14 protein-coding genes are annotated in these 14,415 nt (G+C 65.1%); 12 read left to right on the forward strand and 2 right to left on the reverse strand.

The genetic code is table 11. The annotated features are described in order from the left end of the window. Nucleotides 1-45: 45 nt before the first annotated feature. Nucleotides 46-1,266 carry an NADP-dependent isocitrate dehydrogenase gene (locus RN629_RS06145; protein ID WP_407034390.1) on the reverse strand — a complete coding sequence of 407 codons (1,221 nt, stop codon included), beginning with the start codon at nt 1,264-1,266 and terminating at the stop codon, nt 46-48. Between the two features lie 168 nt (nt 1,267-1,434). Between RN629_RS06145 and RN629_RS06150 the strand changes: the two genes are divergently transcribed. Beyond that, complete coding sequence (locus RN629_RS06150) at nt 1,435-2,157, forward strand: phosphatidylserine decarboxylase (protein ID WP_407034391.1); 723 nt, start codon at nt 1,435-1,437, stop codon at nt 2,155-2,157. An 11-nt stretch (nt 2,158-2,168) separates the two neighbouring features. Then, nucleotides 2,169-2,981 (forward strand): CDP-diacylglycerol--serine O-phosphatidyltransferase, encoded by an 813-nt coding sequence (pssA, locus tag RN629_RS06155; protein WP_407034392.1) that lies wholly within the window; start codon nt 2,169-2,171, stop codon nt 2,979-2,981. Here pssA and RN629_RS06160 read toward each other — a convergent pair. Continuing rightward, nucleotides 2,917-3,156, reverse strand: a complete 240-nt coding sequence (locus RN629_RS06160; RefSeq protein ID WP_407034393.1) for a hypothetical protein — start codon at nt 3,154-3,156, stop codon at nt 2,917-2,919. The two genes, pssA and RN629_RS06160, sit on opposite strands and share 65 nt — an antisense overlap. Nucleotides 3,157-3,523: 367 nt before the next feature. Between RN629_RS06160 and rpsB the strand changes: the two genes are divergently transcribed. From rpsB to RN629_RS06210, 10 genes are all read left to right on the forward strand, one after another. Continuing rightward, a complete protein-coding gene (rpsB, locus tag RN629_RS06165) occupies nt 3,524-4,333 on the forward strand; it encodes a 30S ribosomal protein S2 (RefSeq protein WP_407034394.1) in 810 nt (269 codons plus the stop codon). A 158-nt stretch (nt 4,334-4,491) separates the two neighbouring features. Further along, nucleotides 4,492-5,427 carry a translation elongation factor Ts gene (gene tsf, locus RN629_RS06170; protein ID WP_407034395.1) on the forward strand — a complete coding sequence of 312 codons (936 nt, stop codon included), beginning with the start codon at nt 4,492-4,494 and terminating at the stop codon, nt 5,425-5,427. 325 nt (nt 5,428-5,752) lie between these two features. Further along, the gene (pyrH, locus tag RN629_RS06175; protein ID WP_407034420.1) at nt 5,753-6,478 is read left to right on the forward strand and encodes a UMP kinase; all 726 of its coding nucleotides are present in this window, start codon (nt 5,753-5,755) and stop codon (nt 6,476-6,478) included. A 3-nt stretch (nt 6,479-6,481) separates the two neighbouring features. Next, complete coding sequence (gene frr, locus RN629_RS06180; RefSeq protein WP_407034396.1) at nt 6,482-7,039, forward strand: ribosome recycling factor; 558 nt, start codon at nt 6,482-6,484, stop codon at nt 7,037-7,039. Between the two features lie 89 nt (nt 7,040-7,128). Next, entirely contained in the window at nt 7,129-7,797 is a 669-nt protein-coding gene (gene uppS, locus RN629_RS06185) for a polyprenyl diphosphate synthase (protein ID WP_407034421.1), read from the forward strand. 53 nt (nt 7,798-7,850) lie between these two features. Then, nucleotides 7,851-8,621 (forward strand): phosphatidate cytidylyltransferase, encoded by a 771-nt coding sequence (locus RN629_RS06190; protein ID WP_407034422.1) that lies wholly within the window; start codon nt 7,851-7,853, stop codon nt 8,619-8,621. A 15-nt stretch (nt 8,622-8,636) separates the two neighbouring features. Beyond that, complete coding sequence (locus RN629_RS06195; protein ID WP_407034397.1) at nt 8,637-9,794, forward strand: 1-deoxy-D-xylulose-5-phosphate reductoisomerase; 1,158 nt, start codon at nt 8,637-8,639, stop codon at nt 9,792-9,794. Continuing rightward, nucleotides 9,791-10,927, forward strand: a complete 1,137-nt coding sequence (gene rseP, locus RN629_RS06200) for an RIP metalloprotease RseP (RefSeq protein WP_407034398.1) — start codon at nt 9,791-9,793, stop codon at nt 10,925-10,927. The genes RN629_RS06195 and rseP overlap by 4 nt, the downstream gene beginning before the upstream one ends. 70 nt (nt 10,928-10,997) lie before the next feature. Further along, on the forward strand, nt 10,998-13,730 hold the full coding sequence (gene bamA / locus RN629_RS06205; protein ID WP_407034399.1) for an outer membrane protein assembly factor BamA: 2,733 nt from the start codon (nt 10,998-11,000) through the stop codon (nt 13,728-13,730). Beyond that, a complete protein-coding gene (locus tag RN629_RS06210) occupies nt 13,730-14,404 on the forward strand; it encodes an OmpH family outer membrane protein (RefSeq protein ID WP_407034400.1) in 675 nt (224 codons plus the stop codon). The genes bamA and RN629_RS06210 overlap by 1 nt, the downstream gene beginning before the upstream one ends. Nucleotides 14,405-14,415: the final 11 nt, after the last annotated feature.

Below are 14,415 nucleotides of genomic sequence, written 5' to 3' on the forward strand. Positions count from 1 at the left end.
GAAGAGAATGTCTTCGAGCCCTTTTCCATCACCGTACAGTAGAACTTACTGCCAGTTGCCCATTTCGGTTTCGAGGTTGACGCGGATCGCCTCGAAGAACTGCTCGGTGGTCATCCAGGGCTGGTCCGGGCCGATAAGGATGGCGAGGTCCTTGGTCATGTGACCATTCTCGACGGTCTTGATGCAGACCTTTTCCAGCGTCTCGGCGAAGCGTACGACGTCGGGGGTGTTGTCGAACTTGCCGCGATACTTCAGGCCACCGGTCCAGGCGAAGATCGAGGCGATCGGGTTGGTCGAGGTCGCCTTGCCCTGCTGGTGCTGGCGATAGTGGCGGGTCACGGTGCCGTGCGCGGCTTCCGCCTCGATCGTCTTGCCGTCGGGCGTCATCAGGACCGAGGTCATCAGGCCCAGCGAGCCGAAGCCCTGCGCAACCTGGTCCGACTGCACATCGCCGTCATAGTTCTTGCAGGCCCAGACGAACTCGCCGTGCCACTTCAGCGCCGAGGCGACCATGTCGTCGATCAGGCGGTGCTGATATTCGATGCCCGCCGCCTTGAACTGTTCGGCGAACTCGCTCTCATACACTTCCTGGAAAATGTCCTTGAAGCGGCCGTCATAGGCCTTGAGGATCGTGTTCTTGGTCGACAGATAGACCGGCCAGCCACGGCCCAGGCCATAGTTCATCGAGGCGCGGGCGAAGTCGCGGATCGATTCGTCGAGGTTGTACATACCCATGGCGACACCCGCGCCCGGATAGTTGAACACTTCCTCCTCGATGGTTTCGCCATTCTCACCTTCCCACTTCATGGTCAGGCGGCCCTTGCCCGGAACCTTGAAGTCGGTCGCCTTGTACTGATCGCCAAATGCATGGCGGCCGACGACGATCGGATGGGTCCAGCCGGGGATCAGGCGCGGGACGTTCCTGATGACGATCGGCTCGCGGAACACCACGCCGCCCAGGATGTTGCGGATCGTGCCGTTGGGCGACTTCCACATCTTCTTCAGGCCGAATTCCTCGACGCGCTGCTCGTCGGGGGTAATCGTCGCGCACTTGATCGCGACGCCATATTTCTGGGTCGCATGGGCGCTGTCGATCGTCACCTGATCGTCGGTGGCGTCGCGGTTCTCGACCGACAGGTCGTAATAGGCCAGCTCGACATCGAGATAGGGCTTGATCAGGCGCTCACGAATCCATTCCCAGATGATCCGGGTCATTTCATCGCCGTCGATCTCCACGATGGGCGTGTTTACCTTGATCTTCGCCATATGCGCAGTCCTTCGATTTGGCAGGTTTGCGACGCGTCTAGGGGAGGGGGCGCGCCGGATCAACCACCCCCGGACGCGGTCGCGTGGCAGTAGGCGGGCGCGAGAACCATGGCACCGGTCGGGCGCGAAGACATTGTGCGATGGCCAGCGGGGCGGTAGACAGGCACGATGCCTTCGCTTGAAAAGCCTCCCATCGCCACGACCACGGTCAAGTGGCGCTTTCCTGCCGTCCATCCCGAGGGGCGCAAATATGTGCTGATCGGGGTCGGGCTGACCCTGCTCGCCACGCTCGTCACCAAGGTGCTGTTCTGGCCGTTTGTCGGCCTGTGCATCTGGATCGCCGCCTTCTTTCGCGATCCGGTGCGCACCACGCCGCAGGGAGACGATCTGATCGTCGCCCCGGCCGATGGGCTCGTCACCATGATCCAGCGGGTGCCGATCCCGCGCGAACTGGTCGGCGAACTGGGCGATGCCCCGCTGGTGCGCGTGTCGATCTTCATGTCGGTGTTCGACGTGCATATCAATCGCACCCCGGTGGCCGGTACCATCCGCCAGGTCGTCTATATCTCGGGCAAGTTCTTCAACGCCGATCTGGACAAGGCGTCGGACGAGAATGAGCGCCAGCATTTCGTCGTCGAAGGACGCGATGGCCGCAAGATCGGCTTTACCCAGATTGCCGGTCTGGTCGCGCGGCGGATCGTCGGCTTCGTCAAACCGGGGGACATGGTCGCGGCCGGCCAGCGGGTCGGCCTGATCCGCTTCGGCAGCCGTGTCGACGTCTATCTCCCCGATGACGTCATGCCGCAGGTCTGCCTGGGGCAGCGCTCGGTCGCGGGCGAGACGGTGCTGGGTCGGGTCGGCGGCAAGCCGATCAACGGCATCGCGCAATAAGCGTCCTGTTCATGGCGATTCCCACCCGCTTCGCTCGCAAGGGCCCACCACGCGGCCTTCCGCTGCGCGCGATCGCGCCCAATGCGGTGACTGCGCTGGCGCTCTGTTCGGGCCTGACGGGCGTGAAATTCGCGATCGCCCAATCCTGGGAGCCCGCGGTCACCATGATCATGGTCGCGGCGGTGCTGGACGGTCTGGACGGTCGTATCGCTCGGCTGTTGCGCGGCGAAAGCCGGTTCGGGGCCGAACTCGATTCGCTGTCCGATGCCATTTCGTTCGGTGTCGCCCCGGCGCTGATCCTGTACCTCTGGTCGCTCCGGACATTGCCGCGTATCGGCTGGATCGCCGCGCTGCTGCTGGCCGTGTTCTGCGCGATGCGGCTGGCGCGATTCAATTCGCAGCTCGATGTCGTTGACCAGCCGCGCAAGACGGCGGGCTATTTCACCGGCATCCCCGCTCCTGCGGGGGCGGGGCTGGCGATGTTGCCGCTCTATCTCTGGTTCTGGACCGGGGAAGCCTTTCTGGCCTCGCCGCTGCTGGTGGCACCATGGGTCACCTTGATCGCGCTGCTGATGGTGTCGAGCGTGCCGACCTTCTCCTCGACCTCGTTCCGCCTGCGCCGTCATGTCCGGTTCGAAGTGCTGGCGATCATCGTCCTGTTCGGTGTCGCCCTCCTGTCCGCGCCGTGGCATGCGCTAACGGTCCTGTGCCTGGCCTATCTGGCCAGCATTCCGTTCAGCATGATCGCCTATGCCCGCATCAAGCGGCTGCGCGCCGCCGGTGCAGCACAACGTGGGGCGGGGAGCCCGCCGACCAGCGCCTGACCGCGATCCGCCGTTCCGCCACGGCCAGTGTGGCGAGCGGCGTGAAGGCGGGCTCGACATGCCCGGTCGCCAGATACAGGATACGACGCCATTGCGGCGCGATCATCATCGCAATCGTTGCGATGGCGGCGCCCAGTGCGCCCGTGAAAATCAGAACACTCACCACGGTCATCATGATGCTGCCTCCTGCCGTCGTCCGCGATCCGGCGTTTTAACCGAATTGTAACAACTGAAAATTCCCACAAGTTTCGTTGCTTACCGCGTTACACTAAGGCGAGTCGTGGCGTTTGCGCGACGTTTCGCCATCGATATGTTGCCGGCAAGCTCCAACCCCTGTTGTGATCGCTGTATGTTCTAACAATGTTCCGGCGTCAATGGGGTTTGGAACAAAAGTGAACATCGAAACCAGCTTGCATCCTGCGGGAGCATCGGGTAAGGGCGCGCCCCTCAACACCGCATGGGAAGCATCATATTCTGGTGCGCATGGGCTTTGCCCGCCGCGTCATCCGCTTCCCAGAGGACTAACCGGAAGGAATTATCTTATGGCGGCTCCCGTCGTCACCATGCAGCAGCTGGTCGAGACCGGCGCGCACTTCGGCCACCAGACCCACCGCTGGAACCCGAAGATGAAGCCCTACATCTTCGGCGACCGCAATGGCGTCCACATCCTCGACCTGTCGCAGACCGTGCCGCTCTTCGCACGCGCGCTGGAGTTCATCAGCTCGACCGTCGCGGGCGGTGGCAAGGTCCTGTTCGTCGGCACCAAGCGCCAGGCGCAGGAGCCGGTCGCCGAGGCTGCTCGTCGTGCGGGCCAGCACTTCGTCAACCATCGCTGGCTGGGCGGCATGCTCACCAACTGGAAGACGATCTCGAACTCGATCAAGCGCCTCAAGACGCTCGAAGAGCAGCTCTCGGGCGACACGCACGGCCTGACCAAGAAGGAAGTGCTGAACCTGACCCGCGAGCGCGACAAGCTCGAGCTGTCGCTGGGCGGTATCCGCGACATGGGCGGCATCCCGGACGTGATGTTCGTGATCGACGCCAACAAGGAAGAGCTGGCGATCAAGGAAGCCAACACGCTGGGCATCCCCGTCGTCGCGATCCTCGATTCGAACGTTTCGCCCGACGGCATCGCCTTCCCGGTTCCGGCGAATGACGACGCGAGCCGCGCGATCCGCCTGTATTGCGAAGCCGTGGCGATCGCCGCGACCCGTGGCGGTCACGAGCAGCAGCGCCGTGGCGGTGCCGATTTCGGCGCGATGATCGAGCCGCCCGTCGAGGAAGCGCTGACCGTCGCTCCGGTCGAGACCGTCGAGCAGGCCGTCGAGGCCGAGCGCCAGATCGACGCGTAATCGACGCATCTGTCCCGCCATGCGGGCGGGGCGATCACTGGCCCGATGGCCCTGCCATGGGCCAGTGACATCGGCTTGAAACGCAAGCCGTGCTAAGGGCCGCCTCCGATGGGGCGGCCCTACCCGCATCCCCCTTTTCAGACAGAGGAAATCAGACAATGGCCGATATCACCGCAGCGATGGTCAAGGACCTGCGCGAAAAGAGCGGCGCGGGCATGATGGACTGCAAGAAGGCGCTGGCCGAGGCGAATGGCGATATGGACGCCGCGCTGGACTGGCTGCGCACGAAGGGCCTCGCGGCCGCGCAGAAGAAGTCGAGCCGCACTGCGGCCGAGGGTCTGGTCGGCGTGGCCACCGACGGCACCGTCGGTGCGGCGGTCGAGGTGAACTCGGAAACCGACTTCGTCGCCAAGAACGACCAGTTCCAGGCGTTCGTCCGTGACGTGACCGCGATCGCGCTGAAGACCAGCGACGATGTCGAGGCGCTGAAGGCCGAAGCGATGCCGCAGGGCGGCAGCGTCGCCGAAGTGCTGACCAACAACGTCGCGACCATCGGCGAGAACCAGTCGCTGCGTCGCGCAAAGCGCCTCGAAGTGTCGAAGGGTGCGGTCGTGTCCTATGTTCACAACCAGCAGGCGCCGGGCCTGGGCAAGATCGGCGTGCTGGTCGCGCTGGAATCGGAAGCCGCCGACGATGTCCTGCAGTCGCTCGGCCGCCAGTTGGCGATGCACATCGCCGCCGCCTTCCCGAAGGCGCTGAACGAGGAAGACCTGGACGAGGCCGAGATCGAGCGTGAGCGCGCGATCGCGACCGAAAAGGCTGCCGAATCGGGCAAGCCCGCCGAGATCATCGCCAAGATGGTCGAAGGCTCGATCGCCAAGTACCGCAAGGAGCATGCGCTGGTCAGCCAGCTGTTCGTGATCGACGGCAAGACCAAGATCAGCGATGTCGTGGCGAAGGCTGGCAAGGATGCCGGTGCCGAGATCAAGCTGGTGGACTATGTCCGTTTCCAGCTGGGCGAAGGCATTGAAAAGGAAGCCTCGGACTTCGCGGCCGAGGTTGCGGCGGCTTCGGGCGTTCCGCAGAAGGCGTAATCTCCAGGCCGTCCCGTGATGGGACGGTGACGGATAAGGGGAGCGGTCGCCGCAGGGTGGTCGCTCCCTTTGCGTGTGACATGCGGAGCGCGGGTTTCCTGTGCCGATCCCGCCGCATCCTGTTCGAATTCGCCGGGAAAGGACGCGGCGGTTTGCCTGGACCTGGATCGCGCCCGGGTTGAAAGGCACCGACGACCGTGGCGCCCATGCCGGGTGGCTATGCCCGGCTTCACGAAAAACCCCGCAGTCCGCCGCACCATGGTTGCCCGCTGCCCGGACGCCGCCTAAGGTCCGCGCCACTTTCATGACCAAGATCCGAGACACAATGACGACCCCGCGCTTTAAACGTATCCTTTTGAAATTGTCGGGCGAAGTCCTGATGGGTGAGGGCGGTCTGGCTATCTCGCCCGAAATCACCGCGCGCGTGGCCCAGGAAATCGCCGATGTGCGGGCGCAAGGATATGAACTGTGCGTCGTGGTTGGCGGCGGCAATATCTTTCGCGGCCTGTCGGCGGCGGCAAAGGGGATCGAGCGCGCGACCGCCGACTATATGGGGATGCTCGCGACGGTGATGAACGCGCTGGCGGTGCAGAACGCGCTGGAGCAGATCGGTGTCGATACCCGCGTCCAGTCGGCGATCCCGATGGCCAGCGTCTGCGAGCCCTTTATCCGCCGACGTGCCGAACGACATCTGGAAAAGGGGCGCGTGGTGATCTTCGCCGCCGGGGTCGGCTCGCCATTTTTCACCACCGACAGCGGCGCGGCATTGCGCGCTGCGGAGATGAAGTGCGACGCGCTGTTCAAGGGCACCAGCGTCGACGGTGTCTATGATGCCGATCCGAAAAAGGTGCCGACCGCGACGCGCTATGAAACCGTGACCTATTCCAAGGTGCTGTCCGACGACCTGAAGGTCATGGACGCCTCGGCCATCGCGCTGTGCCGCGACAACAATATCCCGATCGTCGTCTTCAACATCCGCGAACATGGCAATTTCGGTGCCGTGCTGTCGGGACAGGGTGTGTCGACGATCGTTCAGAACGCAGGAGCTTGAATCATGGCAGCCTATGATAAATCCGATCTCGAACGCCGTATGCAGGGCGCCGTGGAATCGCTGAAGCACGACCTGAACGGTCTGCGCACCGGCCGCGCCTCGACCGCGCTGCTCGATCCCGTGACCGTCGAGGTCTATGGCAGCCACATGCCGCTGAACCAGGTCGCGACCGTGTCCGCGCCCGAGCCCCGGATGTTGTCGGTCCAGGTGTGGGACCGGTCGAACGTCACGTCGGTGGAAAAGGCGATCCGCTCGGCGGGACTGGGCCTCAACCCGATCAATGACGGCCAGACGCTGCGCCTGCCGATCCCCGACCTGACCGAGGAGCGGCGCAAGGAACTGGCCAAGCTGGCGGGCAAATATGCCGAGAGCGCGCGGATCGCGGTGCGCAACGTGCGCCGTGACGGCATGGACAGCCTGAAGACCGACGAGAAGAAGGGCGTCTTTGGCGAGGATGAGCGCAAGCGCCACGAGACCGAGGTGCAGAAGCTAACCGACGCGACGATCGCCGAGCTGGATGCGGCGGCGGCGGCCAAGGAAAAGGAAATCCTGGGCAAGTGAGCCGCCCGGCCGCCTCGGCCCAGACGGCTCTGGGGTCGCTGGTGGCCGTGCCCGATACGGGTGCGGTCCCGCGTCACGTCGCGATCATCATGGATGGCAGTGGCCGCTGGGCCAAGCGCCGGATGCTGCCCCGCTTCGCCGGCCACAAGGCCGGGGTCGAAGCGGTTCGCCGTGTCTCGCGCGCTGCACGCGCCATGGGGATCGAGGCGCTGACGCTCTACGCCTTTTCCTCGGAGAACTGGCGGCGGCCGGAATCCGAGATCAGCGACCTCATGGGACTGCTCCGCCTCTTCCTGCGCAAGGATCTGGCGGAGCTGGTGTCGGACAATGTCCGGCTGCGCGTCATCGGCGACTATCGCCGCTTCGCGCCGGACCTGGTGGCGATGATCGACGATGCGGTCGAGCGGGCGTCGGGCAATAGCGGCCCGATCCTGGCGATCGCGCTGAACTATGGCGCGCAGGCCGAACTGGTCGAGGCGACGAAGCGGCTGGCGATGAAGGTCGCGGGCGGCGAGATCGCCGTCGATGCGATTACGCCGGACGCGATCGAGGCCGAGTTGCAGACCAATGGCCTGCCGCCGCTCGACCTGGTCATCCGCACCTCGGGCGAGCAGCGTCTGTCCAACTTCCTGTTGTGGCAGGCGGCCTATGCCGAGTTGCTCTTCGTCGATACGCTCTGGCCCGATTTCGATGAAGCGGCGCTGTCCGATGCGGTGGCGGAGTTCGGCCGGCGACACAGGCGTTTCGGCGGCCTGTGAGCGATCCCGCATCTCCGGCGTCGGGCGCGCCCGACCCCTTGCCGCCCAAGGCCATGTCCAACCTGACCAAGCGTGTCCTGGCCAGCATCGTGATGATCGCGGTGGCCAGCCTGTGCCTGGCGCTGGGCGATCTGGCCTTCTGGCTGCTCGCCGTCGTCGTCGGGCTGTTCATGATGGCCGAATGGTCGGATCTGCTGAAGGTCGATGCCCGGCAGAAGCGGCTGGCGCAGTTCACCCTGTCGGTGCCGCTGGCGATCATGGCGCCCGGGCTGGCGGCGGGACCGGGCTTCTTCGCGCTCGGCCTGATCGCCGCCGCCTTCTTCTTCCTGACCATCGTGTCACGCCGACCCGATTATGGCGCTGGCGCGCTCTATGTCGGCCTGCCGGTCCTCTCGCTGCTGGCGATTCGCTTGCAGGAGGATGGCCTGATGCTGTCGCTCTGGACGATGGCGCTGGTCTGGGCATGCGACAGCGGCGCGTTCTTTGCGGGACGGCAGTTTGGCGGACCCAAGCTCGCCCCGTCGATCAGCCCTGCCAAGACCTGGTCGGGGCTGGCCGGTGGGATCCTGGCGGCGACATTGCTCGCGGTCCTGATGCGCTGGACGCATCATTTGCCGCTGCATCTGGTCATGGCGACGCCGGTGCTGGCGGTGCTGGCGCAGATGGGCGATTTGTTCGAAAGTGCGCTCAAGCGGCGCGCCGGGGTGAAGGACAGTGGCACGGTCCTGCCCGGCCATGGCGGGGTGATGGATCGGCTGGACGGCATCGTGCCGGTGGCCCCCGTGGCCGCCCTGCTCATCCTCGCGCCGAGCCTGTGGGCGTGACCGGGGCTATCCATCATGCGTAGCGTCACCATCCTGGGTGCGACCGGCTCGGTCGGCACCTCCACGCTGGACCTGATCGAGCGCGAACCCGATCGCTACCGCGTGCGTACGCTGACCGCCAATTGCGACGTGGCCAGGCTGGCCGCTGCCGCCCGCCGTACCCGGGCCGAACTCGCGGTGGTCGCGGACGAACGCTGCCTCCCGGATCTGCGCGAGGCGCTGGCGGGGACGGAAACGAGTGTGGCCGGGGGGCGCGCGGCGGTGATCGAGGCGGCGGCGCTCCATGCCGACTGGACCATGGGCGCGATCGTCGGTTGTGCCGGGCTGGAGCCCGCCATGGCGGCGATCGCCAATGGCGGGACGGTGGTGCTGGCCAATAAGGAGCCGCTGGTGTCGGCGGGCGAAGTGGTGCTGGCGGCGGCGGCGAAGGCGGGCGCGACCCTGCTCCCGGCCGACAGCGAACATAATGCCATCTTTCAGTGCTTCGATTTCGATCGGCCCGAGCGGGTCCGCCGGATCATCCTGACCGCCAGTGGCGGTCCCTTCCGCCAGGCGACGGCCGAGGAGATGCGCCGGGTCACGCCCGAACAGGCGGTAGCCCATCCCAATTGGTCGATGGGGGCCAAGATCTCGGTCGATTCCGCGACGATGATGAACAAGGGGCTGGAACTGATCGAGGCGGCCCGCCTGTTTCCCGTGCCGTCGGACCGGATCGAGATCGTGTTGCATCCGCAATCCGTCATCCATTCGGCGGTCGACTATGTCGATGGGTCGATGCTGGCGCAGCTGGGGCCATCGGACATGCGCGTGCCGATCGCGCATTGCCTGGCCTGGCCCGACCGGATGCCGACGCCGATGGCGCCGCTCGACCTGGTGGCGCTGGGGCGGCTGGACTTCGCCGCGCCCGATCCGGTGCGCTTCCCCGCGCTGCGGCTGGCGCGGGCGGCGCTGGAGGCCGGGGGGGCGGCCCCGGCGATCCTGAATGCGGCCAATGAGATCGCGGTGGCGGCTTTTCTTGCCCACCGCATCGGCTTCCTCGAAATTGCCGCAATCGTCGAGGATGTTCTCCATCGCTACGACCCGGCCCCACCGGAGACGCTCGACGCGGTGATCGCGGTCGATGCGGAGGCGAGGGGGCTGGCGACCCAGCGCGTTGAGGAATGCGTCGCTTGATCGAGACCCCTGGCCTGTTGTTGACCGTCCTGGCCTTCGCCCTCGCCATCAGTCCGCTCGTGTTCGTTCACGAAATGGGCCATTATCTCGCCGGACGCCTGTTCGGGGTGAAGGCGGATGTCTTCTCGATCGGTTTCGGTCGGGAAATCGCCGGTTTTACCGACCGGCGCGGCACGCGGTGGAAGATCGGCTGGCTGCCGCTGGGCGGTTATGTGAAATTCGCGGGCGACATGAATCCCGCGAGCCAGCCCGATACGACCTGGCTGTCGCTGCCTCCCGACGAGCGGGCGCGGACCTTTCAGGCGAAGCCGGTGTGGCAGCGCGCGATCATCGTCGCGGCGGGGCCGGCCATCAATTTTGTTGCCGCCATCCTGATCCTCGCCGGCTTCGCCCTGGCTTATGGCGAGGCGGTGATCCCGCCGGTGGTGGGGGAGGTCATGCCGGGCAGCGCGGCCGCGGCGACGACGCTGCGTCCCGGCGACCGCGTGACCGCGATCGACGCGCGGGACGTCACCGACTTCGCCGATATCGCCCGTTATGTGCAGATCCGCGCGGGCGAGCGGGTGACGATCACCGCCGAACGCGATGGCCGCCCCTTCACCACCGCCACCACGGTCGGGGTGGAGCAGCAGCGCGATCGGTTCGGCAACGCATATCGCATCGGCCGACTGGGCCTGCGCGGCAACGGCGCGGTCGATATTCGCCCGGTCAGCGTGTTCCGCGCACCGGTCGTCGCGGTGCAGCGGACGGGCGAAATCGTTCGGATGATGGTCGAGACTTTGGGCCAGGTGATTTCGGGGCGGCGGTCGGTCAAGGAACTGGGCGGCCCGGTATCGATCGCCAAGGTGTCGGGCGAGCAGATGACGCTGGGCCTCGACGCCTTTGTCTTCTTCGTGGCGCTGGTGTCCATCAATCTGGGGTTCATCAATCTCTTGCCAGTGCCCATGCTGGATGGCGGCCATCTTTTCTTCTATGCGATCGAGGCGGTTCGGCGACGGCCGCTGGACCCCGGGGCGCAGGAATGGGCGTTTCGCGGCGGCATGATCGCAATTCTGGCCCTGATGCTCTTCGTGACCTTTAACGATCTGGGCAATTTGGGGCTATGGAAAAATATCGCTAGCTTGATCGGGTGACGCCGATCGGGCAGGGCGCGAGTACGACAGGGGTCGGTTCGACTTTTCTGGGGTGGGTTTGGTGACAGCAATGACGGGTATGAAGACTGTGCGCGCGGGCGCTATACTGCTGGCGGGCACCATGCTGTCGGGCGTTCCCGCCCTGGCGCAGACCGCTGCCGCCGGCAAGGCGGCCGATGGTGCGCCCACCCAGTTGGTCGCGCCTGCGCCGCAACGCGTCATCAAGACGCTGCGGGTCGATGGGGCCCAGCGTATCGAGCCGGAAACGGTGTTGTCCTACACCAAGCTGCGGGTGGGCATTCCCTACTCGGCGGAAACGCTCGACCAGGCGCTGAAGGATCTTCAGGCCTCCGAACTGTTCGCCGATTTCTCGATCTCGGGCGTCGAGACGGGCGACATCGTGCTGCGCGTGCGCGAAAACCCGATCATCAACCGGGTGATCCTGGAGGGCAACAAGCGCCTCAAGGACGAGAAGATCAAGAAGGAGATCAAGCTCGCGCCGCGGCAGATCTTCACGCGTACCGCCGTCCGTCAGGATGTGGCCCGCATCGTCGAACTCTATCGCCGTCAGGGCCGGTTCGGCGCGGTGGTCGAGCCGAAGATGGTCAATCTGGACCAGAATCGCGTCGATATCGTGTTCGAGATCAGCGAGGGCGCAAAGTCCAAGGTTCGCCAGATCAACATCATCGGCAACGAGAAATTCTCGGACGACGAACTGCGCGGCGCGATGTTCACCAAGCAGTCGCGCTGGTTCCGTCTGCTGTCCTCCGCGACCAGCTATGACCAGGATCGCCTGGCCGCCGACCAGCAGAAGCTGCGCCAATTCTACCTGACCCATGGCTATGCCGATTTCCGCGTGACCAGCGCGGTCGCCGAGCTGACCCCGGACAAGAAGGACTTCATCATCACCTATGTGGTGGAGGAAGGTCCGCGCTACAAGTTCGGCGACGTGAAGGTCGACAGCCAGATCCGCGACTTCGACAATGCCAAGCTGGCCGCGTCGTTGCCGATGAAGAAGGGCGACTGGTACAACGCCAAGCTGGTCGAGGATTCGATCGACAGCCTCAGCCAGACGGCGGGCCTGTTCGGCTATGCCTTCACCGATGTGAACCCCGACTTCCAGCGTGACAAGGACACGCTGACCATGTCGATCACGTTCAACATCGCCGAGGCGAAGCGGACCTATATCGAGCGGATCGATATCAACGGCAATACGCAGACCCAGGACAAGGTCGCCCGGCGCGAAATCCGCGTGGCCGAAGGGGATGCCTTCAACAGCTTCCAGGTCCGTCGCAGCCAGGATCGCATCAACTCGCTCGGCTTTTTCCAGGAAAAGCTGGAAATCAAGCAGAACCCCGGCTCGACGCCCGATCGCATCGTGCTGGAAACCAATGTCGAGGAACAGTCGACCGGCTCGCTACAGCTGTCGGCCGGCTATTCGTCGCTGGAACGCTTTATCATCCAGGCGAACATCACCCAACGCAACTTCCGCGGCAAGGGCCAGGAATTGCGGGCCGGCGTGAACTATTCGGCCTATTCCAAGTCGATCGAACTGGGCTTTACCGAACCTTATGTGTTCGACAAGAATATCGCGCTGGGCGTCGACGTGTTCCGCCGCGACTATAACTCGTTCAACTATCTGGGTACGACCCGGCAGACGACCTATAGTCAGGTGTCGACCGGCTTCCAGGTGCGTGCGGGTGTGCCGCTGACCGAATATTGGTCGCTGTCGGGCCGCTACGGTTTGACCTATGACGAGGTTGGGCTTGCGTCGTCCTTCTTCAACCTCGACGGCACCTGCAATTATCAGCAGGCGGGGCGGTATCTGTGCGACTCGATCGGCAATCGCTGGACTTCGTCCATCGGCTATTCGTTGATCTATGACAGCCTGAACAGCCGCCTGCGCCCGACCGCCGGCCATCGCTTCTCGTTCAGCCAGGACTTTGCCGGTCTGGGCGGCGACGTGAAATATATCCGCACCCGCGCCGAGGGCGCCAAGTTCATGGGCCTGGGCAAGGGCTTCGTGTTCTCGCTGCTGGGCGAGGGCGGCTATATCCATTCGCTGGAGAGCAGCCGGGGGCCGGGCATCGATCCGGTTCGTATCGTCGACCGCTTCTATCTCGGCGAGCCGCAATTCCGAGGCTTCGACATTCGCGGTGTCGGACCGCGCGTGCTGCGCGTGCCCTATGTCATCGGAACGGACGGCAGCCAGACGAAGCAGACCAATCGCGACCAGATCGTCGACGACGCGCTGGGCGGTCGGGCCTATTATCTGGCGCGCGCCGAACTCGAACTGCCGCTGGGTTCGGGTGCGCGCGAAATGGGCCTGCGCCCGAGCATCTATGTCCAGGCGGGCAGCCTGTGGGGCATCACCCGCCCGCTGCCCTCGCTCAACTTCCCGCAAGCCAAGGACTCCAACGGCAAGCCGCTGTTCAACAAGGATGGTTCGCCCACGCTGGCCCCTGTCACCGCAACCGATGGCCAGGGACGGCCGCTTTATGTCGTGCCAACGGTCCAGGGTGATCCCAATTCGGGCCGGCAGACGATCTGTCCCACCGGCTACGCGCCGCTGGGTAGCAATGTCGCCTGTTCGGGCACGTCGGCCAATACCGCGCTGCAAAACACCTCCTTTGCCATCGAGGAATTCTACGCCGGCACCTGGAAGCCGCGCGTGTCGATCGGTGTCGGCGTGAACTGGAATTCGCCGTTCGGTCCGCTGCGCATCGACTTGGCCAAGGCGCTGATCACGCAGGCGGGCGACGACCCCAAGCTCATCACTTTCAACGTAGGGACGCAGTTCTGATGAAGACGATTTCCAAGCTCCTCCTCGCGGCGGCCCTGGTGGCCCCGGCCGCGACCGTCGCCACCACCGCGCAGGCGCAGGTCGGCGGTGTCGCCGTGGCCGATCCGCAGGGTGCGATCGCCGGTTCGCGCGCCTGGGCCACCGCCCGCCAGCAGATCGAGACCACCTACAAGGCGCAGCTCGACCAGGCCGAGGCGCGTCGCACCGCGCTGACCCGCGAACTGGAACCGCTGGTCAAGTCGTTCCAGACCGCACGGTCGCAGCCCAATGCCAATCAGGCGACGCTGCGGACCCAGGCCGAGCAGATCGAATCGAAGCAGCAGGCCGCCAATCAGGAATTGCAGCGCCTGACCCAGCCCGCCGTCCGGGCGCAGACCTATGCCGTCGAGCAGTTGCAGGCCCGTCTGGGCGAAGCGGTGCAGAACGCGGTCCGCGCCAAGAATGTCAGCCTGCTGGTCAGCCCGCAGGCGGTGCTGTTCATGCAGCCGACCGCCGACATCACCTCGGCGGTGACGGCCGAACTTGACAAGCTGGCCCCGACCGTCAGCATCACGCCGCCGGCGAACTGGCAGCCGGGCCAGCAGGGTGCGGCGCCGGCCGCCGGTGCCCCGGTTCCCGCCGCGACCGTTCCGGCGGCGACCGCCCCGGCGCGTCGTCAGAACAGCGGCCGGTAACAGGTCCGTGG

Origin of the sequence: Facivitalis istanbulensis (assembly GCF_040560405.1) — a bacterium.
Taxonomy (GTDB): Bacteria; Pseudomonadota; Alphaproteobacteria; order Sphingomonadales; family Sphingomonadaceae; genus Sphingomonas; species Sphingomonas istanbulensis.